Consider the following 23,559-nt stretch of genomic DNA (forward strand, 5'->3'; position numbering starts at 1 on the left):
CATGGTGGTTCAGAGTTCATTTTCCGGCCTTTTCAGGCACATCGTTCTGCAGGTGCCGTTCCAGGGATGCGGCAAGATAATTGTTTTTGTCCTGAAGCCATGTAAGGATTTTTCTGGCTTCGTCAATTTTGCCCTGTTGAAGGTAACACATCCCCATCGTGTAGTAAGCCTCCTGGAACGAATAGCTGTTGTCGATGGCTTTCTGATAAGAGTCGAGGGCTTCGTCGTAGCGTTTGAGCTGGTAATAGACGTTGCCGAGATCGAAATGACGGAGCGAGTCGTCGGGCGCGATGCCGACCCGTTTCTGCATCCATGGAAGGGCCGCGGCATACTCTTCTTTATTGAAATAGGCTGCGCCGAGCCCCGAATAGGCTTCGTCGAGACCCGGTTCGATTTTGATGGCTCGTTGGTATGACTCGATAGCTTCATCGAACCGCTGCTGGCGAGCGTATTCTCTGCCGAGGTTCAGATAGGCTCGTGCATTTTCGGGATTTTTCCAGACCACCTGTTGCAGCTCCTGAATGCGCGCCTCCTTGTTCTGGCAGCCCAGAAGTCCGGAAAGGCAGCAGAGGATAAGCAACGGACGGGCAATCCGGCGGTATGGTTGCAAAATCTGTATCATAAACTTCAATATAGCGACTGGTTTATTTTTCTGCTAACCTTCACCTGAGCCGTTGCTTTGCAGCCGATGGCGGGCAGAGCAGGTTATGGTGACGTTCAACCCGATTAATAATAAAACAACAAGGTCATGAAAAAGGAAATACATGTGAGCGGGATGCGCTGTTCAAGTTGTGAAATGCTGGTCTCCGAGGCCCTTGAAGCGCTCGAAGGGGTTCAGAAAGCGCAGGCTTCCCATCAGCGCGGGGTGGTCGAGGTCGAATACGACCCTTCGAAAACCGATGATGAGGCCATGAAACGGGCGATCGAGGGGGAGGGCTTCACGGTCACTGATTGAGCGGTGGAAATCAAAAAAGCCTCCACATGGGAGGCTTTCGTATCGGTACGGTGCGGAGCTGACGGGACTCGAACCCGCGACCTCCTGCGTGACAGGCAGGCGCTCTAACCAAACTGAGCTACAGCTCCGTTCCTGATTGGGTTGACAAATGTAGTGAAGCCCTCTTTTGTTTCCAAATAATTTTTTCATTTTTAACAAGCACGTATGCAGAAGAGAGGGATGCCGGTCGGTTCGGGAGGTTTTTTTCGAGCGGCTTGCAAAGAGGTGTCCTAATGCCGGGAGTTTCGTAAATTAGTGCTCAATGTGACGGCAACCCCTCGTAAAAGGGGCGTTATGTCTTTGTTAACGTTTATCAGTGCAACAAACATGGCCGATCCCAATCACCGCAATTCACTGACGATTACCGACAATCGTACCGGCAAATCGTATGAGCTTCCCATCGAGAACGGCACCGTCCGAACCATGGATCTTCGACAGATCAAGGCGTCGGAGGACGATTTCGGGCTTCTCGGTTATGATCCGGCGTTCCTGAACACCTGCTCCTGCAAAAGCCAGATCACCTTCATCGATGGCGAAAAGGGCATTCTCCGCTACCGGGGCTATCCGATCGAGCAGCTTGCCGAGAAGAGCTCGTTCCTCGAAACCGCTTACCTGCTCATTAAGGGTGAACTGCCTGACAAGGAGCGCCTTGCGGTCTGGACTTACAACATCCGTCACCACACCATGACCCATGCCAACCTGACCAAGTTCATGGATGGGTTCCGCTACGACGCGCATCCGATGGGCATTCTCGTAGGTACAGTGGGGGCGCTCTCGACCTTCTATCCCGACGCCAAACAGGTTAGTGAGGAGGAGTCCCGTAAGCTTCAGGTGCGGCGGCTGATCGGCAAGATCCCGACCCTTGCGGCCATGAGCTTCCGGCACAGCCTCGGTTTTCCTTACGTGCTGCCGGACAACGATCTGAGCTACGCGGGCAATTTTCTGTCGATGATGTTCCGGATGACGGAGCAGAAGTACGAACCGAATCCAGTGCTTGAAAAAGCACTCGACGTGCTCTTCATCCTGCACGCCGACCACGAGCAGAACTGCTCGACCAACGCCGTGCGCTCGGTCAGCAGCTCGATGGTCGATCCCTACTCAGCTATCGCGGCAGGTTGTGCAGCGCTCTATGGCCCGCTGCATGGCGGGGCCAACGAGGCGGTCATTCGCATGCTCGAAGGGATTGGCTCGGTCGATAATATCCCCGCCTTCATCAAATCGGTCAAGAGCGGCGAGGGGCGGCTCATGGGATTCGGCCATCGCGTCTATAAAAATTACGACCCGCGGGCGCGAATCATCAAGAAGATCGCCTTCGAGGTGTTCGAGGAGACCGGACGGAACCCGCTGCTCGACATCGCCATCGAGCTGGAACGGATCGCGCTGGAGGACGACTATTTCGTCGGGCGCAAACTCTATCCGAACGTCGATTTCTACTCCGGCCTGATCTACCAGGCGATGGGCTTTCCAACCGACATGTTCCCGGTGCTCTTCGCTATCGGGCGCACGCCGGGCTGGCTCGCGCAGTGGATCGAGCATGTCAAGGATCCGGAGCAGAGAATTGCCCGTCCGCGCCAGATTTTCCTCGGCGCACCCTCCCGCGATTACGTGCCGCTTGACGAGCGTCCGAGCAGGGGCGATGACGAAGAGAAGTTTGGCATCTGCAGGCTCTGATTTTGATCTGCCAAACGTAAGGTATTTGTTTTCATTAAATGGATTTACACTATGTCTGTCACTACAAAAGATGTTGCCTATATCGCGGAACTTGCCCGCCTGAAATTCACCGATGCCGAGCAGGAACGGATGACCGATGAGCTGAACATGATTTTGCACTATGTCGACAAGCTCAACGAGGTCGATACCGAGGGGGTCGAGCCGCTCAACACGATTCACGACCAGATCAACGTGCTTCGTGCCGATGTGGAGCATACGCCGCTCTCCAACGAGGAGGCGCTGAAAAATGCTCCCGACCGCCAGGATCGCTTTTTCAAGGTGCCGAAGGTGATCGGCTGAGCCGATGCCTTTCATCAGCCAGAAGGGCGATGATGCCTGCCTCTCGGTGAGGGTGCAGCCCCGTTCTTCGAAAACAGGCATTGCCGGCCGGTACGGAGATCAGGTCAAAATCTGCCTGAAGTCCGCTCCGGTGGACAATGCCGCCAACAAGGAGTGTTGCCAGTTGCTGGCCAAAACGCTCGGCGTGCCACGCTCAAACGTGTCGGTCATGAACGGCCAGACCTCGCGCAGCAAGGTGCTGAAGGTGGAGGGCATGACGCCCTCCGAGCTTCGCAAAGCGCTCGCTCCCGTGCTCGGCGATGAATCGGAGGCGGGCGCATGAGGTGTGTTGTGCAGCGGGTGCGCGAGGCGAGCGTTACCATCGGCGGTGAACGTTTCAGCTCTATCGGCGCGGGGCTGCTCGTGCTGGCCGGAATCTCGCGCGAGGATACGGAAGCCGATCTCGCCTGGATGAGCCGCAAGCTCCCCAACCTGCGCATTTTCGAGGACGATGAAGGCAGAATGAACCGCTCGGTCAAAGAGATCGGCGGCGAACTCCTCGTCGTCTCGCAATTTACGCTCTACGCTGACGCTAGCCGCGGCAACCGTCCCGGCTTCACCGAATCCGCGCCCTCCGAAGTCGCCCAGCCGCTTTTCGACCGCTTCGTCGAACTGCTCCGCCGCGAGTCCGGTCTGCCGGTTGAAACCGGAAGCTTCGGTGCGGACATGCAGGTCTCGCTCATCAACGACGGGCCGGTCACCATTATTCTCGAATCACCGAAAAAGTAAGGGGCATGGCGTGCGCCTGTTGTGTGCTGTCATTTTTCGATGCTCCCAAAAACGGGCGACCGCAAGGGATCGTCCCTACATCATTGAAATCGAGTTCTGATAACGCTACTATCCGCCCATGAACGTCGTCATCGTCATCCCCGCGCGTCTCTCATCCAACCGCCTGAAAGAAAAAATGCTGGCCGATCTGGAAGGCGCTCCGCTGATCGTGCGCACCTGGCAGCAGGCGATGAAGTCGCGCCTTGCCAACCGTGTGGTGGTGGCGACCGACAGCGAGCGCATTTTCGCGGTGCTGCGTGACGCCGGGGCCGAGGTGGTGATGACCTCGCCCGACCTCACCTGTGGCACCGACCGCATCGCCGAGGCCGCCGAGCAGGTCGGTGGCGACGTCTTCGTCAATCTCCAGGGCGACGAGCCGCTCATCGACCCGGCGACCATCGACCTCGCCATCGCGCCTTTCTTTGAAGATGGTCCGATGCCAGACTGCACCACGCTGGTCTTCCCGCTGAAGCCGGATGAGCGGCACATCATCGACGACCCACACGTCGTCAAGGCTGTGCTCGACGCCAAAGGCAATGCGCTCTACTTCTCCCGCTGCCCGATACCCTATCGCCGCGAAACCCTGCCCGACACCCGCTATTATCGTCACATCGGCCTCTACGCTTTCCGTGCCGACGTGCTCAAAGCGTTCGTCGCACTTCCCCCCTCGATGCTCGAACGCACCGAATCCCTCGAACAGCTTCGCCTGCTCGAAAACGGCTACCGCATCCGCTGCATCGAAACGACAACGGATACGCCGGGCGTCAATACCGAGGAGGAGCTGGAAGAGGTAAGGAGGTTGTTCAGGGAAAGGTTTGGTTCGTAACCTTCGCCTCTCGCCGCCCGTCGTGGAATGTGATGCCGATCTTCGCCCCTTCTTCGAGCGCTTTTGCTGAGGTCACGTAACGATCATCCTGCGATACCAGCGCGAAGCCGCGTTTGAGGACTCGCTGGATGTCGAGCATTTCAAGGCGGTCTGTGGCGGCTCGGAGTTGCTGTTCGCGGTCACGCACCTTTTCAGCCATGGCTCGCTTCATCTCTTTTTCCGTCAACGCCAACCGCTCTTCAACCTGGCCGAGCATCTGCGCCGGGCGGTTGAAGGCGTAGCTGCTGGTGATGGAGTCGAGCTGGAGTTGCGCTCCCGAAATCTTGCCCTCCATCAAGATCGATTGCCGCTGCATGAGTCCGTCGATGTGGCGGAGCAGTTCGTCGCGGTCGGGCACAGCGCGTTCGGCGGCGATTGACGGCGTGCCTGCGCGGAGGTCGGCCACCATGTCGGCGACCGAGAGGTCGGTTTCGTGGCCGACGGCGCTGATGACCGGAATCTTCGACTGGTAGATCGCTTCGGCCACGGCTTCGTCGTTGAAGGCCTGAAGGTCTTCGGCAGAGCCACCGCCTCGCGCCACGATGAGCACGTCGGGGCGGTGTTCGGGAATCGGCGGGTCGTTGAAGTAGCGGAGCGCACGCACGATCGATTCGACGGCGCGTTCGCCCTGCACCTGCACCGGGTAGAGTAGCAGCTCCGCCGCCGGAAAGCGCCGGGCGAAGACGTCACTCATGTCGCGGATCACCGCGCCGGTGGAGGAGGTAATCATGCCGATGCGCCGGGGAATGCGCGGGATCGGCTTCTTGCGTTCCGGATCGAAGTAGCCGGCCTGGGCCAGTTTGGCGATCAGCCGTTCGAGCGCCAGCCGTTGCGCTCCCTCGCCGGTTTCGAACAGCGCCGTGCAGATGAGCTGATATCGTCCGGCGGGCGGATAGACCTCCAGCCGCCCTTCCGCGATCACTTCAAGGCCGTCGCGCAGCTCCATCGGAAAGCGGGTGCGCACGCTCTTCCACATCACGGCGGGCAACTGCGCCTCGCTATCCTTCAGCGTCAGATAGACATGCCCAGAGCTGTGCAGCTTGCAGTTCGACAGCTCGCCCTTCACCCTGACGAACGGGAACAGGCTCTCCAGCTCGCTTTTGATGGTGCGGGTCAGTTCGCCGACGCTCTGTGCGGTTTCGGTCATACGGTCACGGTTTTTCGGCAACTTACGGTTTTTCACCCTGATTCCCGCGTCCGTCAGAAGCCCGTCTTTTGGCGGGGATGTGTTATATTCTCTGGACTTTTCACTCTACATCGGATAACAGAATGGCCGACCAAACCGCACCTGACATTCTTGCCAGGCTTCTCGACATCCAGCCGGATGAAGCGCAGCGCCTGCTCGACCGCTTTGCTGGCGGCATGACGGCCGAGCTGCTCGACCGGAGCCGCTTGTCCGTCGACGGATTGGGGTCATTTTCGGTTGTTCATGAACAGCCGGTGCGCGAGTCGGGAACAGATGGCACGCGCTATTTGCCCCCGAGGAACCGGGTGGAGTTTACGCCGCGCGCGAAAGGGAGTGGCGACACGGCATCCATCGCGTCGGCGCGGCTCGACATGGAGTCGTCCGAGGCTCGGCGCTTCGCCCAGGCGCTTGCCACCACGTTCGGGAAGCTGCTCGCCAACGCGGGCGGATTCGAGCTGCGGGGGTTTGGTTCGTTCACTACAGTATCGGGCAAATTCCAGCTCCAGCCCGACTCGTCGCTCGAAGCGCTGCTGAACAGTGCGTACGAGGGGCTGAAAACCATCGTTATTCCGGATCGGAGCGATGGCGCTCCCGAGAGCAAAGCTCATGAGGGTTCGGCGCTTTTGAAACCGGTTGCGTTGACGCTTGCCGTGCTTTTGCTGCTTGTCGGCGGCTGGTTCCTGTCCCGCAACGTTCCATCCGGTAGCCCCGAGGTCGTTTCCGCTTCGGTTTCGTCAACGGTCGTTCCGGTCGTCGAAGAGAAAGTCGAAGCTCCGGTTCAGGTGGAACCTCCGGAATCCGATTCGCTTCTGCTTCGCAAGGGCCGATATACGGTAATTGCCGCGACCTTCTCGTCCAAAAGCGGGGCGATGCAGGAGCGGCAGCGTCTTGCGGCGCTGGGTCATCGCACCTGGTTCTGGGAGGTCACTTCGGATGGCAGGCGCTACTACCGGCTCGCGCTTGGCGATTTTGCAACCCGGAGCGCGGCGCTCGACAGCATGAAGTCGATGCCGAAAGGGCTGCCGAAGCACAGCTATATTCAGCAGGCATACAAAAATTTCGTGTTATATGGAGAACAAGAGTTGTAACAAACTGCATCCGCAATCGATGTGCCCCGCGTTTGGCGGGTTGCGCGTGCTGATGCGCATCGACGGCGCGCAGGTCTGCATGGCCGCCGATCAGGGTTGCCTGTACGGACTGACCTTCGTGTCGCACTTTTACGCGGCGCGGCGCTCGATTGTGTCGCCGGAGCTGATGAATGTGCAGATTTCCGGAGGTACGATGATCGATGACGTGCGCCGTACCATCGAACAGATTGCCGAAGACCCGGCGGTGCGCTTCATTCCGGTGGTGAGTACCTGCGTCGCGGAGACGGCGGGCATTGCCGAGGAGCTGTTGCCGAAGAAAGTCGGTAACGCCGAAGTGCTGCTGGTGCGGCTTCCGGCGTTCCAGATCAGGACGCACCCGGAGGCTAAAGATGTGGCTGTGTCATCGCTGGTGAAGCGGTTCGGCGCGTTCGACCAGCCGAAAAAGGGCAAGACGCTCGTGGTGCTTGGCGAAATCTTCCCGGTCGATGCGATGATGATCGGCGGTGTTCTGCAGAAAATCGGCGTCGAGTCGGTCATCACGCTGCCCGGCGCTGACCTCGACGACTACGTGCAGGCGGGGCGCGCGTCGGCGTGCGCGGTGCTGCATCCGTTCTACGAGCGGACGGCTGCGCTCTTCGAGTCGGCGGGCGTGAAGATCGTGGGTGGTAACCCCATCGGCGCGAACGCCACCGGCCAGTGGATCGAGCAGATCGGCGAGGCGCTCGACCTCGATCCGGAGATCGTCAAAACCGTGGCCGAGGAGGAGCGGCAAAAGGCCAAGGGTGTGATGGCCGGGTTCGCCGAACGGCTGCAAGGCTCGGTGATTGTCGCTGGCTACGAGGGCAACGAGCTGCCGCTGGTGCGCCTGTTGCTCGAAGCGGGTCTCGACGTGCCATATGCCTCCACTTCCATCGCCCGCACCCCGCTCGGTGAGGAGGATCACCGCCTGCTGACGATGCTCGGCACGGAGGTGCGCTACCGGAAATACCTCGAAGAGGACATGGAGGCCGTGCTGGAGCACAAGCCCGACCTGGTCATCGGCACCACCTCGCTCGACAGCTTCGCCAAGGAGCACGGCATCCCGGCGATCTACTACACCAACAACATCTCCGCCCGCCCGATCTTCTTCGCCTCCGGCGCAGCATCGGTGCTGGGGTTGATTGCCGGGCTGATCGAAAAGCGGGAGATTTACGGAAGGATGAAGGAGTATTTCATGCCGACGGAGTGAGGAGGCAGACAGTTTCGTGAACTTCTGCGCATTTTGATTTGTTCTCTTCGGTGGTTATCATTGATATATATCATCAGGAGGGAAGCACATGGACACAGCGAAAATATTTACCTCGGGTCGCAGTCAGGCGGTTCGGTTGCCGAAAGAGTATCGGTTCGAGGGCAAAGAGGTGATTGTCCGGCATTTTGGCAACGGTGTCATTCTTCTGCCCTGTGACAAGCCTTGGGATATGCTCGAAGCGGCTTTGAACGAGTTTGAACCCGGCTTTCAGCTTGTGCGTGAGCAGCCGGAGACGCAAAGCCGCGAGGAGATCAAGGGATGATCTATCTGCTCGACACCAACATCTGCATCTACATTATCAACCAGAAACCGCCTCACGTTCTCGAACGCTTTCGCCGCGAGAGGTTGGGAGATATTGCCATATCGAGCGTTACGGCTTCGGAGCTGACTTTTGGCGTCGTCAAAAGCGGTTCAGAGAAGAACCGGCAAGCGCTGGCTTTGTTCTTTGCTCCACTCGAAATCCTGCCGTTCGATGCTTCCGTGATCTGGCATTACGGAGAGATCAGAAGCGACCTCGAAAAGCGCGGCACTCCGATCGGCTCCCTCGACACCATGATCGCCGCCCACGCCAGAGCGCTCGGCGCAGTGCTGGTAACGAACAACGTCAGGGAGTTCAGCAGGGTTGAAGGATTACGGGTGGAGAACTGGGCGGAGTTGTCTGGGTGATGCTGGAAATATCTCGAAGAGGGCATAGTGGCGGTGCGAATCGCGATAGAGATAAAGTACACGGCTGGAGTGCAGAACGGCAGAAGGGTGAGGGTCTGGATGACCATCCCGGTGCGGTTCACGTTGCATGAAGCATAATGGATAGTTGACAGTTGACAGTTGATAATTGTAAGGGCGGACCTGTGTGTCCGCCCTGAATTTTTTAGTTAGTATAACGTTTCTTAGTCACATTATTCATTAGTGTCTATCTATATTCCAATTTGTTCTTTAAGTTTTTTGTATAAGCTTGACTGGCCACCAGATCCTGGAATGAAATTCGCTCGGTTAAAGTCTTGACTTTCTAATGTGACTTTGTTTAAATACTTGAGATATTCTTCCGCAAGAACAAGTTCGCCAACTCGTCCAATTTTAACATATAAATCTCTAAATAGATTCATTAGTGCAATAAAACCAGTAGACTTGTTAAGTATCATTTCTGGTTTGACCTGTTTCCATGCGACAGGCCATTTTGTTTCAATGGCTTTAAAATATTCCCAAATTATTTTTGCAATTAAGATGTCATCTTCATTTACAAAAATATTGCGTAATGGCCTTTGTAATAATTCATTTCCATCAAATTTATTCGGCTTATTACCTCTTTTGTATGTATCTCTATCTGACATTAAATCTTTAGAATATAATTTCATTAAAGATTCAGAAAAGGTCGCTTGTGTAATAGTTTCTTTTTCTTTGTCGTCCGCCGTGCCCAGGATTTTTATTTTGTCTTTGAATGGGCTGCCTTCTTTTTGGTTTAAGGCTCTAACAATATTATGAGCAGTTTTATGCGGGCTTCTATGCGTTGCGAACTCAAATAGGTCAGCCACTAGCGACTTGTTTACTTTGGTTTGTGTCTTATTAATTGTTGCAAAAACTATGGCTTGATCTTCTAACTCCATTCCTACAAAAATTGTGACACTGATTTGAAAAGAATCATCACTCTTGGCGTATTCTTCTAGGCCTGCTATTCTATGTTGCCCATCTAACACCTTGGCAATATTGTCCGAGAAAGGTATGGTCATCATCTCTTTCTCTGCATTATATTCAAGTATGTTTTTTTCATCAATATGGATAATGACGCCAGTTGGAAATGTTGCGTCTACCATATTTACATATTTTCCAATCTCCTTAACGCGATTTTTTGATAGCTCTCTTTGAATGCCTGTATAAATCTCAACTTCTCTTTGTTCTGATCCTTCTCTATCTAAGCGTCTAATGTCCGCATAGGTAATTTTTATTAAATCTTCGTGGTTCAGTATGCCGATATAGAATTCGCCTATTGGCTGTTTGCATTTCAAACATTTGAAACTTATTTTTTGCATGGCTTATAAGCTTAAAGCTCTTTTAAGATATTGTCGACACCTTTCTTACTTTCTTCTTTTATGTCAACGTCGGGGTAAGTTTTTAAGAAATCAATGAATAGGCTTCTGTAAACCGAAATAATCGAGACAAAAAATAACAAAACAGATGTCCATCTGATAAAGCTAGTGTTAATAGAGAGCGCGTCATGCTTAATCAGATCTAGGCAATAAATAATTGCATAAAATGATGAGCATATAATCAGAAACCAAACAGATATATTGTTTAAAATCTTATCTATATCATGCCTGATAGATGCTTGATTTTCGCCAAAAAGGAAAATGGAGGTTGTGTATAGGCCTGCGCCAAAAAGCAGGAACTGGCCTTGGTCAAGGAACGTCCAAATAGCATTATATTTACCCAAAACAAATATTGGAATCAAGGATAGGATAAATGGTAAAATCACTCCTATAACATTGTATGAAAAGCCCTTGAGGGTTTTTTCAAAATGTATTCTTGTTTGATTTTCCATATTTTAATAATTAGTTATAATTAGCTCATTAACAGCTTTTCTTTCAGCTTTGCAATTTACGTAACGATATGCGCTTACTCTTTTTATGTTCCAGTCTTTGTATAACTTTATTATCATGGGCGTTTCAGCATTAGAAATCATTACGAATGAGCCAAGGTTGCTTAATTCTCGGGCATATTCAGAGAGCTCGATTTGTTGTTTATTCGGAAATTTATCAATTGAATAGTGCTGAAAAAATGACGTCTCATTTAAAGGTGGATATGGCGGATCAAAATACACAAAATCATTTCGCTTCACATTTGTCAGGATATCTTCATACATCCCGTTTGTTATTATTGCACCCTTGAGCTTGCTTTGGATTTTAAGCAAATGAGAGCTGTCAGGGATGGCTGGTTTTGCCTTGCCAAATGGAACATTGTATTCGCCTTTTTTATTTACCCTGTAAATCCCATTAAAAGATGTATGAACTAAAAAGATGAAAATTGCTGCTTGGTCAATAGTAAAGTGATTTTTTCTTTTATTGAAAACATCGCGCAATTTGTAGTAATATTCTTCACTAACTCTTTCCTTATAGAATGCCAATCTATCAGAAACTTCTTCGGCTGATTCTCTGATAGAAATATAGCTATTGATAAGGTGTGGGTTTATGTCTGAAAGTTTTGAATTAATAAAATTGTTGTGAAAAAACAATGAGCCGGCTCCGACAAATGGCTCAAAATATGAACAAAACTTTTCTTTTGGTAAGTTTTCGGAAAGTTTTGAAACAAGATTTTGCTTGCCACCAGCCCAGCGAATAAATGGTTTGACAGACTCGGGAACAGAATCAGTGTTTTGTCGAAAGGATCTTAGTTTATTTATTTCAGTCTTTATCATGTATGTCTTATTAATTCTACACCTAACCCCTGATCTACAATACTCTTTTGCGCCATTTTTCTATATCCAAGACGAATAAACGCAGCAAAAAAAATGTTTATTTTGGCAGTCGAATCGCTGTATTGCTTTTGCGGACGCAACCGCCTGTGTATCTGACCGATCACCTCATCAAAAATCGCGATAAGCCAGCGTTCGTAACGGCAACTACTGTGTGAGCCCCATCGTTGCTGTTTTTCAATCCGGCGTTCGAGTGGCGCGAGCAGTATGAAGGTGATTGAGTGAGGCATTCGTTGAGGGGGCAAGGTAATAATGCCTTGAATTTCAGCCAACGCATGATGTAAAAGTAAGCAATTAGTAAACCTATGCCAAACAAATGATTATGGAATTTTGCCTTTAGCATCTCCTTTTTATCCTACCTTCACAAACGCAAAAAGCCGGGAAATTCCCGGCTTTTGCTGAATCTGTTCTGACCTCTTTTGTCAGACCTCCATGATCTCCTTTTCTTTCTGGGCGATCATTTCGGTGATCTTCTTCTCATACTTGTGCACAAGATCGTCGGCCTCTTTTTTGCCGTGGTTCTTGTCGTCCTCGCTGATCGCCTTCTCCTTTTCGAGCTTGTCAAGCTCGTGGATCAGGTCGCGGCGATGGTTGCGCAGCGATACTTTGGAGTCTTCGCCGAACTTCTTGGTGAGCTTCACATACTCCTTGCGGCGCTCTTCGGTGAGCGGCGGAATGCTGATGCGCACCGTCTGGCCGTCGGCTGAGGGATTGAGTCCGAGATTGGCGTCGCGAATTGCGCGTTCGACCGCACCGACCATTGACTTGTCCCAGACCTGAACCGAGAGGGTGTGCACGTCGAGCACGCCGACGTTGCCGACCTGCTTGAGCGGCATCTGCGAGCCATAGGCCTCGACCTTCACGCGGTCGAGCAGCGCCGTGGTGGCCTTGCCGGTTCTGATCGAAGCGATTTCATGCTGGAACGCCTCGATGGTTTTCTTCATGCGAGGCTCGATTTTCTGGATAACGTCCCTGACAGTCATGGCGGTATCGGATGAAATTTATTCGGGCAGTCGCTTAGTTCGCAGCGGCTTTGGGAGCGGCTTTCGCGAAGCGTTTCTTGAAGCGCTCGACGCGGCCAGCGGTATCGACGAGCACCTGCTTGCCGGTGTAGAACGGGTGGCAGCTGCTGCAAATGTCAACCTTGATGTTGTTGCGGGTGGAGCGAGTTTCGAAGCTGGTGCCGCAGTTGGCGCAGTTGACCGTAACTTTCGTATACTTTGGATGAATCTCTGGTTTCATGATCCTTTAGGATTTCGTTGCCTTGGTGACAATAAACAATTGACCCGAAATAAAGGGATTTTTCCGCTAATAACCAAGCCGATACGGTAATTCCTCATGCCCTCATCGTCAGTCCCAATTTCATCGTTGCAGAGCATCAAGGGGGTCGGGCCGAAGCGCGCGGCAGTTCTGGCGGAGGCGGGTATCCGGTCGGTTGCCGACCTGTACGACTATTTTCCGCGCCGCTACCTCGACCGCACCGTCATCCGGCGTATTGCCCAGCTTCGCGACGGCGAGTCGGTGACGGTGGTGGGCACGGTGACCGGCACGCGGCTCGAAGGCGGGGGGCGCGGACGGGGGCGCTTCAAGGCGACCGTTAGTGACGGTTCGGGCGTGCTGGAGCTGACCTGGTTCCGGTCGGTGCACTACTTTTCAAAAAGCATCCACAGCGGCGACATGCTTGCCGTGCATGGCCGCGTGAGTTTTTTCGGGCGCACGCCGGGGATGCAGCACCCCGACTACGACCGGCTCGGCGGCAGCGGAGAAGATGGCCGCGCGGAGGGGTCGGCGGACGGCGAGCTGTACAAAACCGGCGGCATCATTCCGCTCTACCCGACAAGCGACGCCATGAAGCAAGGCGGCGTCAATTCGGGGACGCTCCGTGCGATCGTACATCGGGCGTTCCGCGACCAGCCGCCGCGCATCACAGAATATCTCACTCCTGAAATCATGGAGGCGTACGGGCTGATGCCCATCGGCGAGGCGTACCGGCAACTCCATTTTCCCGATTCCGCCGAGCTGCTCGAACGGGCGCGCTACCGCATGAAGTGGAGCGAGCTTTTTTTCGCACAGCTCTTTTTCGCCCTGCGCCGCACCGAGGAGCGCCGGAGCCTCACCTCGGCGCGATTCGAGCGCTCGGGCGACAAGACTGCCGGGCTGCACGAACGGTTGCCGTTCGAGATGACCGGCGACCAGAAACGCGCCGTCAAGGAGATTTACCACGACCTGCGCAGCGGCCACCAGATGAACCGCCTGGTGCAGGGCGACGTCGGTTCGGGCAAGACGCTCGTGGCGCAGTTCGCGATGACGCTCGCCGTGGACAACGGTTTGCAGGCGGCCTTTATGGCGCCGACCGAAATCCTCGCCTTCCAGCACTACATCGGCCTGAAGCAGGTGCTCGAACCGCTCGGCGTGACGGTTGCGCTGCTGACCGGTCGCCAGAAGAAAAAGCTGCGCGAGGAGCAGCTTGCCCGGCTCGAAAGCGGCGAAATCGACATCGCGGTCGGCACGCACGCCATCATCGAGGCCGGGGTGCGGTTCCGGCGGCTCGGGCTGGCGATCATCGACGAGCAGCACCGCTTCGGCGTGATGCAGCGCAAGGCGTTGCAGGACAAGGCCGAGAATCCGCACGTGCTGCTCATGACCGCCACACCGATTCCGCGCACGCTGACGATGGGCATCTACGGCGACCTCGACGTGTCGATCATCGCTGAAATGCCCGCCGGACGCCAGCCGATCCAGACGCGACTCTGCCGCGAAGATCAAAAACCGGAGCTTTATCGTCTCTTGCGGAAGCAAATTGCCGAGGGGCGGCAGGCGTACATCGTCTATCCGCTGGTCGAAGAGTCGGAGAAGATGGATCTGAAGGCGGCTACCGAGAGCTACGAGCAGCTCCGGGGCGAAGTGTTTCCGGAGTTGCGTTTGGGGCTGATCCACGGCAAGCTCCCGGCTGAGGAGAAGGAGGCGGTGATGGCGGCATTCCGCAGCGGCGAACTCGACATCCTTGTCGGCACGACCGTGATCGAGGTCGGCGTCGATGTGCCCAACGCCACGGTGATGGTGATCGAGCACGCTGAGCGGTTCGGCATTTCGCAGCTCCATCAGCTTCGCGGGCGCGTGGGGCGCGGCACGCATCGCTCCTCGTGCTACCTCGTCTATGCCAAAATGGCTGGCGACGCCAAGGAGCGGTTGCAGGCGATGGCTGCGACCAACGACGGATTCCGGCTCTCAGAGATCGACCTCCAGCTTCGCGGCGCAGGCAACATGCTCGGCCGCGAGCAGTCGGGCACGGCGAGCAGTCTCAGAATCGCCGACCTGATGACCGACGGCGAGATCATGCGCTCCGCGCGTGCGGCGGCGTTCGAGTTGGTCGAAAAGGATGAAACGCTTTCGCATCCCGAACACGCTCGGCTCCGCGACTACTACCACACCCACTTCCGGAAGCGCATCTCGCTCGCCGACGTGGGGTGAGGTGGAGAGGGATTCTTCTCGGTCATTGAAATCGGCGACTTCGTCGGCGGTAATTGCGTTTTAGTAGGGGCGATCCCTTGCGGTCGCCCTGTTACGTTTTCATCAGAAACGCGGTGGCGCACCAGGGCAGGCGCAAGGCCTGCCCCTACGGGGATTATTGAATTGTCAACCGAAATTCAATTGATGTAGGGGCAACCCTCGCGGTTGCCCATTTACGGAAACATCGAACATGTGGTGGTGCACCTGGGCAGGCGCGAGGCCTGCCCCTACAAGGATTGTTCAATTTTCAATTGTCAACAGCATTTTCATTGACGTAGGGGCGATCCCTTGGGGTCGCCCTGTTGCGTTTTGCATCGGAATCATGTCGGTACACGCTGGCTACAATGCTTCCGGAATCGGCGGTGAATTGTTTATATTTCAAGCTTTGCGCTCCTGCCTCGTCGCATCCTGCCGAAGTTCGACAGTTCTGCGTAGTCGGGGATAATTCGTACCGCTTTGTTGCATGAATGAAACCCTTTCCGGCGTGGTGACGCGGGTCACCGGTGCTACGTATATCGTTGAAACCGGCGATGGCCCGAAGGTCAGGTGCAGAACCGTGCCCAGCACCGTCAGCGAAAACGAGGGGTCGAACCTCGTGGCGGTCGGCGATCGGGTCGAGTTCAGGCCGAAAGCATCCGAGACCGAAATGGCGGAAGGCGTGATCGTCCGCGTCGAAGAGCGGCGTAGCGTGCTGGAGCGGCGGCGGGAGGTGCGGCGCAACCGAAGCAAGGAGAAGGAGCAGGTCATCGCGGCCAATATCGACCAGATCGTCCTGATCACTTCGTTCGATGATCCGCCGTTCAACAGCCGCCTGGTTGATCGCTACCTCGTGTTTGCCGAATCGGAGCACCTGCCGCTGCTGATCGTGGTCAACAAGATCGATCTCGACGAGGAGGGGATGGTCGAGGAGGATCTCGAAGTCTATCGAAATCTCGACTGCAATATCTGCCTTGTCAGCGCGGAGGATGGCCGGGGCATCGAGGAGCTTCGCGAGCTGTTGCGCGACCGTTTGTCGGCTTTCAGCGGCCACTCCGGCGTGGGCAAATCGACGCTCATCAACCTGCTCGTCGGGCGAGAGGAGCTGCGAACCGCCGAAACGAGCGGCAAGACCGGCAAGGGTGTGCACACCACCACCAGCTCGGCGATGTTCCAGCTTCCGGGAGGCGGTTATGTGATCGACACGCCGGGCATCCGCGAGTTCAACCTTGCCGGCATCACCCGCGAGAACCTGCGGTTTTACTATACCGAGTTCCTGCGCTTCATGCCGGAGTGCGCTTTCTCGTCATGCAGCCACACGGTCGAGCCGGGGTGTGCCGTGATCGCGGCAGTCGAATCGGGCCGCATCGATGCCGAACGCTACGAGAGCTACCTGGCGCTGCTCGACTCGCTCGATGAGTGAGTTGCCGTCTCCTTTTATTGCATATCTATTCGGAACCCATAAAGAACGCTTAGCTATGATCGTTACCATTAATCCAGCAACCGGCGAGAGGCTCGCCGAATATCCGGTGATGATTGCCGGGCAGATCGATACCGTACTTCGCCAGACCGATAACGACGCGCGTCAGTGGCGCAACAGCAGCTTCGATGAGCGCCGCGCTTGCATGAAACGGCTTGCGGAATTGCTTCGCGAAGAGGCAGAGGAGCACGGGCGGATCATCACGCTTGAAATGGGCAAGCCGTTCTCGCAGGCGGTGGCCGAGGTGAACAAGTGCGCTTGGGTGTGCGACTATTTCGCCGATCATGCCGAGGAGTTTCTCCAGCCGGAACAGAGTGAGATCGACGGCGCGAAAGGCATCGTCGCTTTTGAGCCGCTTGGTGTCATTCTCGGCGTGATGCCGTGGAATTTCCCGTACTGGCAGGTGCTGCGCTTCGCCGCGCCGATTCTCATGGCGGGCAATGGCATCGTGGTGAAGCACGCGCCAAACGTGACCGGTTGCGCCATCGCCATCGAAAAGCTGTTCCGCGATGCGGGCTTTCCGGAGCACCTCTACCGCGCGGTGCATATCGATCTCGACGAGGTTGACCGGCTGACCGGTTTCATGATCGACCATCCGGTCATCAAGGCGGTTTCGGTGACCGGGAGTACCGGCGCGGGCCAGGCCGTGGCGACCAAGGCGGGCAAGGCGCTGAAGCGCAGCGTGCTGGAGCTGGGCGGCAGCGATCCCTACATCGTGCTCGAAGATGCCGATCTCGCGCAGGCGGTCGATGCGTGCGTCGCCGGACGCCTCCTCAACGCGGGCCAGAGCTGTATTGCCGCCAAGCGCTTCATCGTGCGCAAGGAGATCATCGGCGAGTTCACCAAAAAGATTGTGCAACGAATGCAGACGGCGGTGATGGGTGATCCGTTCGCCAAGAGCACGGAGGTCGGCCCCATCGCCCGCGAGGATTTGCGCGACCTCGTCCACTCACAGGTGCAGCGGAGCGTTGAGGCCGGAGCCGAGCTGCTGTGCGGTGGCCACGTGCCGAATGCGCCGGGCTGCTACTATCCGCCGACTGTGCTCTCCGGCGTCAAAGCGGGGATGCCCGCCTACTCGGAGGAGATCTTCGGCCCGGTGGCCACGATCATCGAGGTAGCCGATGACGAAGAGGCGGTCGCCGTTGCCAACGACAGCGAGTTCGGACTCGGCTCGGCGGTCTTTTCGCAGGATGCTGACCGAGCGCTCGCCATCGCCCGGCAGCTCGAAGCGGGAAGCTGTTTCATCAACTCGATGGTCAAGTCCGACCCGCGTCTGCCGTTTGGCGGCGTCAAACAGTCGGGCTACGGGCGCGAGCTGTCGCACCACGGCATCCGCGAGTTCGTCAACATCAAGACGCTCTACCTGCCCTGAGCCGCGCGTTCCGTGGGTGGGAAAAGCAGCTGATTCGCATCGAGACTGGCGAAGAGGTCGAGGCGATTGCGCCCGTGATCGTCTCGGCCAGCCGTGCCACCGACATCCCGGCCTTCCACGCCGACTGGTTCATGGAACGGCTTCGTGCGGGTTACGTGCAGTGGCAGAATCCCTTCAACGCGCGGCAGCGGCAGTACGTCTCGTTCCGTAAAACGAGAGCCGTAGTTTTCTGGAGCAAAAACCCCGCTCCGCTCCTGCCGCATCTCTCCGAAATCGAGGCGCTGGGCATCAACTACTACTTCCAGTTCACCCTGAACGACTATGAAGCCGATGGTTTCGAACCGGGTGTTCCGCCGCTGAGCGAGCGAGTCGAAACCTTCCGGAAGCTCGCCAGGCGCATCGGCTCGGAACGCGTCGTCTGGCGCTTCGATCCGCTTATTTTGACGGCGAGCGTGACGCCTGAGATTTTGCTCGGCCGCATCGCCCGGTTGTTCGAAATGCTACGCGGCTTCACCCGTCGGCTGGTCATCAGCTTCGCCGACATCGAATGTTATCGGTCGGTGCATCGCCGTCTTGGGCGTTCTGGTTGCGGTGCTCGTGAGTTCACGCTTGAAGAGATGGATGCGTTTGCCGCCCGGCTGGTTGAGCTTAACAAGAATTGGGGACTCGAACTCTCCGCCTGCGCAGAGGATAGCGAACTGGCGGGGATTGCAAACAGCCGGTGTATTGACGGTCGTCTGCTGGCGAGCTGTTTCAGCGACGACGCTGAACTGATGCATTTTCTTGGTGGCGGCACCCTCTTTCCGGGGGATGGACCGGTCAGTTCCGCGCTGAAGCATCGGGGGCAGCGCAAGGCCTGCGGCTGCATCGTCAGCAAAGACATCGGCGCGTACGGAACGTGTGCGCACGGCTGCCTCTACTGCTACGCTATGCGGTGACGACGGGGGTGTTGAGGTTTGACGTGGTCGTGTAGCGGCAATTCTGCGGTTGCCCTTTTGCGGAAGCATCGGAAGCGATGGTACATCCCGACTCGTCGGGACGCCATGCGCCCCTATGGAGGTAGCGGTTTGTTATCGGTTGGCCGGTCAGGGGAATAAAATACGGTGAAGACGCCCTCCAACCGGGGCGACACGGAGCCGCCCGAGGTTGAAAAGCCAGGAGGACGAAAGCGTTAGATGGTTTCCGAAGCCAGTTCGGCAAGATAGGTCTTGATCGACTTGTGCTTGTCGAGGCCGAGCTTGCGGTGCATCCGGTAACGGATGCTCTCCATGCCTCTGGTCGAGATGCCGATCGAACGGGCGATCTCTCGCGTGTCGTAGTTGAGTTTGACCATCAGGCTCACCCGCAGCTCGCGCTGGTTGAGGTTCGGGTGCCTCTTCTGGAGCTTGGAGAGGAATTCGGAGTCGCCGACCGTCAGTTCCATTTTCAGCCTCTTTTCGGTCAGCTCCGTCTCGATCATCTGATGGCACTGGTCGAGGATTCCCTGCTTGACCTGCGCGTCGATGTCGAGTCCCTTGATCTGGTCGCAAATGGTGTGCAGGGCGGAAGCTTTTTCGCCGATGGCGGTCGAAATCCGGGTCAGCTCCATGTCCTGTGCGGCGATTCTGGATTTCAGCGCGGCTTTTTCCTTTTCGAACCGCTCGATATCCTTTTTGCCCAGCTCCACCTGTGCGTTGAGCTGAATGATTTTCTGGGTCAGCTTTTGTTCGCTGTTCGACTTGAGCAGCACCATCTCCTGTTCATGCTCCGAGTCCCGGGCTTTCAAATCCTCCTGCATGTGATCGATCGCCTTGAAATAGGGATAAAAAGGGCTGTCGTTTGGAGGAAGATAGACCTTCTGGTTGAACATGTTGAGCCATGAAATTCTCGCGACCGTCGAGAGAAATTCATTTTTCATGAACGTCTCTTCGTCGAGCTCCTGATCTTCCTGATTTTCCGGAGTTTTGCCCGACCGGTACTCCATGATGGTGGTCATGGCATCTTTATAGTCATCCTTGATCAGGACGGTCATGGTGTTCGGGGACAGGGCCGCGAAAGTCTCAAGGATAATCTGGCACGAAGGATCGACGTTGTAGAAAACGACCACGCCGAAATTCAGTCCCAGGTGATAGATGACATCGTTAATTCCTTCCTTGTACTGATAGGAGATGTTGCTGATGTTGTGCATGTCGTAGAGGAGATAGAGGGACGTTTTAGCTGAAAGTCCACTCTCCTCGAAAACGGTCTGGACCAGCTCGTTACTCATCTCGGTCAGTGGCTTGGGCTGGTCCGACTCGATGTAGGCATGGATGATGTTGTCACCGATGAGGTCAAGATGCTTGACATAATCGGTGCCGGCCGGGGTCACCTTCCAGTTGGGCTTGGAGGTAACCGGCAGATGGGAAACAGGGCAAGTTTTCATAGGTGCTTCGTTCTTTTTGCGTTATACGTGGCACCTGTTCATGAAGTAATAGGCTACTGTTTTGATACAGGTGTTATCTGTATAATACCATTTTGCAGCGTATTCTTCCCAATTTCTACGTATGAATTTTCATTAGTACGCAAAAAATATCTGGAGATGCTCAGTGAATAGCCAAAATTGCTGCATTTTCGTGAATGCTTTTTGGCGAGAAATTGAGAGATGTATGCTTGCCAAGCGTATTTTGCAACGGCAAGCGATGTGCGGTATGACGTAACGATCGGTTCCGGTTCCTGACGATTTCAGATCTGTCCGGTGGCTAAATCGGTGAAGTAGGTTTTGAGCGATCGATGCTTGTCGAGTCCTACTTTCTTATGCAGCCGGTAGCGGATGCTTTCGATGCCTCTGGTTGACAGGCCGAGAGTTCTGGCAATGTCGCGCGAGTGATAGTCCAGCTTGATAAGCAGGCTGATTCGGAGTTCGCGCTGATTGAGGTCGGGGTGCCTTTTCTGGAGTTTGGAGATGAATGCGGAGTCGGTTTCCGTCAATTCCGTGTTGAGCAGGTTGGCCTTGCTGCTGTTTTCAAACAGGGGGATGCAGTAGCCTGAAAGCTGCTCTCTGACCGACGGGTCGACCTCAAGGTTTTCAAGTAGGTCGCAAAGGGAACGCAAGGCAACGTTTTTTTCGGCGTTTGCCGTGGAAATTCTTGTGGTTTCAAGCTCCTGCGCGGCAATTCTCGACAGCCAGGCGGCCTCTTGCTCCTTGAAGCGCTGTTCATTCTTTTTATTCAGCTTTACCTGGGAATCGAGCAGCGAATTCTTGCTGGCCAGCAGCGTTCGGAACTCCTGTTCGATGCGTTCGACAGTTTGCTGGTGCTCCTTTGTCAGCGCTTTCAGGTCTTGCCGTATGAGTTCGAGCATCAGGAAATAGGGGTGAGCCGGATGCCCTTCGGGCGGGAGAAACAGCGGCCGATCGAACTGTTTGTGCAGCAGCATTTCGGCTGTTTCAGCAAGGAACTCTCTTTTGAGCGCGGGCTCTTCAAGGCTTTCCGGTTTGGGCTCAGAGCTTGAGCCGGTAACGGCTCCCGATTTGAACTCCAGAATCGAGGTTACGGCGTCGTTATAGGTTTTGGCAAGAATGACCGGCCGGGCAGCAGCCTCAAGAGCCTGAAGCATCTCGAAATGAAGCCGGGCGGAAGGGGTGGTATTGTAAAGGACGATCAGTCTGAACGGCGAGTCCTGATCGAGCAGCAGATTGGCGAACTCTTTTTTGTAGGAGCGGCTGATGCTGGCGATGGGTGAGCAATCCATCAGCAGGTAGAGCGGATTGCCGGTGAGGTTCTCCTCGGTGATCAGAGAGTTGAAGTCTTCCGCATAGAGCTGCTCAGGAGTGATCGAGTGATCGGCGATTTCCTGGACGTGAAGAATATCGGTTCCGATCAGGCTATATTTTCTGATATAATTTCCCTGCCGATGTTCGAAACTCCAGTGCTCTTTTTCGGTTATCGGCAGTCCTGAGACAGGGCAATGTGTCATAGTCGTAGCCTTTGTAGATATTCCGGAGAGGGGAGATTCTTGCGTCTTATATATTCTGCTCTACTGTAAATATCCGATATTGTTACTATAAAAGAAAGTATTCGCTATGATTCTTTTTGTTTTACCTCAGCGAGTTGCGCCATTGATGCAGAGGGAAAGGCGCGTTTATCATTGTGAAAAGCTATGCCGTTAAGGTTTCTTTTTGTCTGTTACGAGAACATCTGCCGCTCACCGATGGCAGAGGGCGTTTTCGGGCATCTGGCCGAATCGATGGGCGCGGGTTCGTTTTTCGAGGTCGAGTCGGCGGGCACGGTTTGTTACCAGTCCGGCTCGTGTCCCGACGAGCGGGCCATTCGCGCTGCCGGTCGGCACGGGATCGATATTTCATCGATCCGGGCGCGCTGTATTCACGATCTCGATCTGGCGCGCTTCGACCGGATTTTTGCGATGGATTTCGAGAACCATCGCGACCTGTACGATGCGCTGGAAGGCCGTCCGGTTTCGGTGCACATGATGACCGAGTTCGCCGGTTCGGATGCGGGCGAGGAGATCGAAGACCCCTACTATGGCGACGAGGCGGGGTTCGACCGGACGCTTCGGCGTCTCATGGAGAGCGCCACAGGCATTCTTGAAGCCATGCTTGTCGAATACGGTTTTCCGGATGATGGAGGCCATGAGCGGTAACGTCACCTTTATTTTTAATCCCGCCGCCGACAAGGGACGCGCGGCTGCGAAGGCGGAAATGGTCAGGCGTTCGCTTGCGCAGTTCGATCACTGTACGCTTGCAGAGACGCGCTTTGCGGGTCACGCCACGGAGCTCGCCCGCACTGCTGCGAGTGACGGCGCGACGCTGATCGCGTGTGGCGGCGACGGCACGCTGAACGAGGTGGTGAACGCCGTGGTTAGTCAGCCGGTCAGCATCGGCATCCTTCCTGTTGGTTCGGCCAACGATTTTCTGAAGAGTTTCCAGCCGTCGAAAAAAAGTGCCGAAGAGCGCATTCGCGCCTTTTCCGCAGCTTCCAGCCGGAAGGTCGATCTCGGGCGGGTGGCGTTCAGCGAAGAGAGCCAGCGCCTGTTCGTCAACTCCATTGGCATCGGCTTTACGGGCCGGATCGCCAGCGCGGTCAAATCGGCCAAATGGCTGCGCGGAGAGCTCTCATACGCCTGGGCGCTGGTGAGTGTGCTCTTGGGTTATCGCCCTGTAAAAATGCATATTACGATTGATACCGCTGACGGCATGATCACGCTCGACGAGCCGGTATTCGCCTTTTCGGTTTCCAACGGCAAGGTCGAGGGCGGCAAGTTCCGGATTTCGCCGGAGGCCGATCTTTATGACGGACTGCTCGACGTGTGCATTCTGAAAGCCGTTCCCAAATGGCGCGTGCCAGGCTATGTGCTGAAGTACCTCAAAGGCACCCAGATTCACGATGCCGAAGTCATCTACCGCAAGGCGTCCTCCATCGAGATTTTTATGCCGGATGAGGAGCACATGCACATCGATGGCGAGGTGATGGGTCGGGTCGGTGGCAGGATCGGTATCCACGCCGTACCGCGCGCGGTTGAATTGCTTTATGACTCATAACCAGT

Annotated in this window: 26 protein-coding genes and 1 tRNA gene; 16 read left to right on the forward strand and 11 right to left on the reverse strand. The window is 55.5% G+C overall.

All coding sequences use genetic code 11. The features are described from left to right. Window positions 1-16: 16 nt before the first annotated feature. Window positions 17-622, reverse strand: a complete 606-nt coding sequence (locus CPAR_RS01890) for a tetratricopeptide repeat protein (protein ID WP_012501623.1) — start codon at window positions 620-622, stop codon at window positions 17-19. Window positions 623-748: 126 nt separating this feature from the next. On the opposite strand from CPAR_RS01890, the gene CPAR_RS01895 reads away from it, so the two are divergent. Next, complete coding sequence (locus tag CPAR_RS01895) at window positions 749-955, forward strand: heavy-metal-associated domain-containing protein (RefSeq protein WP_041466099.1); 207 nt, start codon at window positions 749-751, stop codon at window positions 953-955. 53 nt (window positions 956-1,008) lie between these two features. On the opposite strand, the gene CPAR_RS01900 is transcribed toward CPAR_RS01895, so the two are convergent. After that, window positions 1,009-1,083: transfer RNA gene (locus tag CPAR_RS01900), tRNA-Asp, on the reverse strand. 238 nt (window positions 1,084-1,321) lie between these two features. Here CPAR_RS01900 and CPAR_RS01905 point away from each other — a divergent pair. The 5 genes from CPAR_RS01905 to kdsB all read left to right on the forward strand — a co-directional run bounded on the left by CPAR_RS01905 (window position 1,322) and on the right by kdsB (window position 4,637). Next, on the forward strand, window positions 1,322-2,665 hold the full coding sequence (locus CPAR_RS01905) for a citrate synthase (protein WP_012501625.1): 1,344 nt from the start codon (window positions 1,322-1,324) through the stop codon (window positions 2,663-2,665). 51 nt (window positions 2,666-2,716) lie between these two features. Further along, entirely contained in the window at window positions 2,717-3,004 is a 288-nt protein-coding gene (gene gatC, locus CPAR_RS01910; protein ID WP_012501626.1) for an Asp-tRNA(Asn)/Glu-tRNA(Gln) amidotransferase subunit GatC, read from the forward strand. A 4-nt stretch (window positions 3,005-3,008) separates the two neighbouring features. Next, window positions 3,009-3,326 (forward strand): DUF167 domain-containing protein, encoded by a 318-nt coding sequence (locus CPAR_RS01915; protein ID WP_012501627.1) that lies wholly within the window; start codon window positions 3,009-3,011, stop codon window positions 3,324-3,326. Further along, complete coding sequence (dtd, locus tag CPAR_RS01920) at window positions 3,323-3,772, forward strand: D-aminoacyl-tRNA deacylase (protein ID WP_012501628.1); 450 nt, start codon at window positions 3,323-3,325, stop codon at window positions 3,770-3,772. Before CPAR_RS01915 ends, dtd begins: the two co-directional genes overlap by 4 nt. A gap of 118 nt (window positions 3,773-3,890) precedes the next feature. Next, complete coding sequence (gene kdsB / locus CPAR_RS01925) at window positions 3,891-4,637, forward strand: 3-deoxy-manno-octulosonate cytidylyltransferase (protein ID WP_012501629.1); 747 nt, start codon at window positions 3,891-3,893, stop codon at window positions 4,635-4,637. Here kdsB and xseA read toward each other — a convergent pair. Then, window positions 4,615-5,823, reverse strand: a complete 1,209-nt coding sequence (xseA, locus tag CPAR_RS01930; protein ID WP_012501630.1) for an exodeoxyribonuclease VII large subunit — start codon at window positions 5,821-5,823, stop codon at window positions 4,615-4,617. The genes kdsB and xseA overlap by 23 nt on opposite strands. 122 nt (window positions 5,824-5,945) lie before the next feature. Here xseA and CPAR_RS01935 point away from each other — a divergent pair, with 122 nt between their 5' ends. The 4 genes from CPAR_RS01935 (at window position 5,946) to vapC (ending at window position 8,904) form a co-directional block, all read left to right on the forward strand. Further along, window positions 5,946-6,950, forward strand: a complete 1,005-nt coding sequence (locus CPAR_RS01935) for an SPOR domain-containing protein (protein ID WP_012501631.1) — start codon at window positions 5,946-5,948, stop codon at window positions 6,948-6,950. After that, a complete protein-coding gene (gene bchY, locus CPAR_RS01940; protein ID WP_012501632.1) occupies window positions 6,931-8,178 on the forward strand; it encodes a chlorophyllide a reductase subunit Y in 1,248 nt (415 codons plus the stop codon). Before CPAR_RS01935 ends, bchY begins: the two co-directional genes overlap by 20 nt. A gap of 88 nt (window positions 8,179-8,266) precedes the next feature. After that, window positions 8,267-8,500 (forward strand): antitoxin, encoded by a 234-nt coding sequence (locus tag CPAR_RS01945; RefSeq protein ID WP_012501633.1) that lies wholly within the window; start codon window positions 8,267-8,269, stop codon window positions 8,498-8,500. After that, window positions 8,497-8,904, forward strand: a complete 408-nt coding sequence (vapC, locus tag CPAR_RS01950) for a type II toxin-antitoxin system tRNA(fMet)-specific endonuclease VapC (protein ID WP_012501634.1) — start codon at window positions 8,497-8,499, stop codon at window positions 8,902-8,904. Before CPAR_RS01945 ends, vapC begins: the two co-directional genes overlap by 4 nt. Window positions 8,905-9,152: 248 nt before the next feature. Here the strand turns inward: vapC and CPAR_RS01955 are convergent, their stop codons facing one another. The 6 genes from CPAR_RS01955 to rpmE form a co-directional block, all read right to left on the reverse strand. Continuing rightward, window positions 9,153-10,262, reverse strand: coding sequence for a DGQHR domain-containing protein (locus CPAR_RS01955; protein WP_012501635.1), 1,110 nt, complete (start codon window positions 10,260-10,262; stop codon window positions 9,153-9,155). An 11-nt stretch (window positions 10,263-10,273) separates the two neighbouring features. After that, complete coding sequence (locus CPAR_RS01960) at window positions 10,274-10,771, reverse strand: hypothetical protein (protein ID WP_012501636.1); 498 nt, start codon at window positions 10,769-10,771, stop codon at window positions 10,274-10,276. A gap of 3 nt (window positions 10,772-10,774) precedes the next feature. Continuing rightward, the gene (locus CPAR_RS01965; RefSeq protein ID WP_012501637.1) at window positions 10,775-11,644 is read right to left on the reverse strand and encodes a DNA adenine methylase; all 870 of its coding nucleotides are present in this window, start codon (window positions 11,642-11,644) and stop codon (window positions 10,775-10,777) included. Beyond that, on the reverse strand, window positions 11,641-11,973 hold the full coding sequence (locus CPAR_RS01970) for a hypothetical protein (protein ID WP_156773343.1): 333 nt from the start codon (window positions 11,971-11,973) through the stop codon (window positions 11,641-11,643). The genes CPAR_RS01965 and CPAR_RS01970 overlap by 4 nt, the downstream gene beginning before the upstream one ends. 150 nt (window positions 11,974-12,123) lie before the next feature. Next, entirely contained in the window at window positions 12,124-12,684 is a 561-nt protein-coding gene (gene frr, locus CPAR_RS01975; RefSeq protein ID WP_012501638.1) for a ribosome recycling factor, read from the reverse strand. Window positions 12,685-12,718: 34 nt separating this feature from the next. Next, window positions 12,719-12,943 carry a 50S ribosomal protein L31 gene (gene rpmE / locus CPAR_RS01980; protein WP_012501639.1) on the reverse strand — a complete coding sequence of 75 codons (225 nt, stop codon included), beginning with the start codon at window positions 12,941-12,943 and terminating at the stop codon, window positions 12,719-12,721. A 96-nt stretch (window positions 12,944-13,039) separates the two neighbouring features. Here rpmE and recG point away from each other — a divergent pair, with 96 nt between their 5' ends. The 4 genes from recG to CPAR_RS02000 all read left to right on the forward strand — a co-directional run bounded on the left by recG (window position 13,040) and on the right by CPAR_RS02000 (window position 18,977). Next, window positions 13,040-15,172 carry an ATP-dependent DNA helicase RecG gene (gene recG / locus CPAR_RS01985; RefSeq protein WP_012501640.1) on the forward strand — a complete coding sequence of 711 codons (2,133 nt, stop codon included), beginning with the start codon at window positions 13,040-13,042 and terminating at the stop codon, window positions 15,170-15,172. A 502-nt stretch (window positions 15,173-15,674) separates the two neighbouring features. After that, complete coding sequence (gene rsgA, locus CPAR_RS01990) at window positions 15,675-16,610, forward strand: ribosome small subunit-dependent GTPase A (protein WP_012501641.1); 936 nt, start codon at window positions 15,675-15,677, stop codon at window positions 16,608-16,610. Between the two features lie 55 nt (window positions 16,611-16,665). Then, window positions 16,666-18,039, forward strand: coding sequence for an NAD-dependent succinate-semialdehyde dehydrogenase (locus CPAR_RS01995; RefSeq protein WP_012501642.1), 1,374 nt, complete (start codon window positions 16,666-16,668; stop codon window positions 18,037-18,039). A 74-nt stretch (window positions 18,040-18,113) separates the two neighbouring features. Beyond that, window positions 18,114-18,977 carry a DUF1848 domain-containing protein gene (locus CPAR_RS02000; protein ID WP_012501643.1) on the forward strand — a complete coding sequence of 288 codons (864 nt, stop codon included), beginning with the start codon at window positions 18,114-18,116 and terminating at the stop codon, window positions 18,975-18,977. Between the two features lie 233 nt (window positions 18,978-19,210). Here the strand turns inward: CPAR_RS02000 and CPAR_RS02005 are convergent, their stop codons facing one another. Both CPAR_RS02005 and CPAR_RS02010 read right to left on the reverse strand, forming a co-directional pair. Then, window positions 19,211-20,440 carry a helix-turn-helix transcriptional regulator gene (locus CPAR_RS02005; RefSeq protein WP_012501644.1) on the reverse strand — a complete coding sequence of 410 codons (1,230 nt, stop codon included), beginning with the start codon at window positions 20,438-20,440 and terminating at the stop codon, window positions 19,211-19,213. 299 nt (window positions 20,441-20,739) lie between these two features. Further along, window positions 20,740-21,972 carry a helix-turn-helix transcriptional regulator gene (locus CPAR_RS02010; RefSeq protein ID WP_012501645.1) on the reverse strand — a complete coding sequence of 411 codons (1,233 nt, stop codon included), beginning with the start codon at window positions 21,970-21,972 and terminating at the stop codon, window positions 20,740-20,742. A gap of 183 nt (window positions 21,973-22,155) precedes the next feature. Between CPAR_RS02010 and CPAR_RS02015 the strand changes: the two genes are divergently transcribed. Both CPAR_RS02015 and CPAR_RS02020 read left to right on the forward strand, forming a co-directional pair. Next, window positions 22,156-22,656, forward strand: a complete 501-nt coding sequence (locus tag CPAR_RS02015) for a low molecular weight protein-tyrosine-phosphatase (protein ID WP_012501646.1) — start codon at window positions 22,156-22,158, stop codon at window positions 22,654-22,656. After that, window positions 22,646-23,554 (forward strand): diacylglycerol/lipid kinase family protein, encoded by a 909-nt coding sequence (locus CPAR_RS02020; protein ID WP_012501647.1) that lies wholly within the window; start codon window positions 22,646-22,648, stop codon window positions 23,552-23,554. The genes CPAR_RS02015 and CPAR_RS02020 overlap by 11 nt, the downstream gene beginning before the upstream one ends. The last annotated feature ends 5 nt before the right edge of the window (window positions 23,555-23,559 follow it).

The organism is Chlorobaculum parvum NCIB 8327, assembly GCF_000020505.1.
GTDB lineage: Bacteria > Bacteroidota > Chlorobiia > Chlorobiales > Chlorobiaceae > Chlorobaculum > Chlorobaculum parvum_A.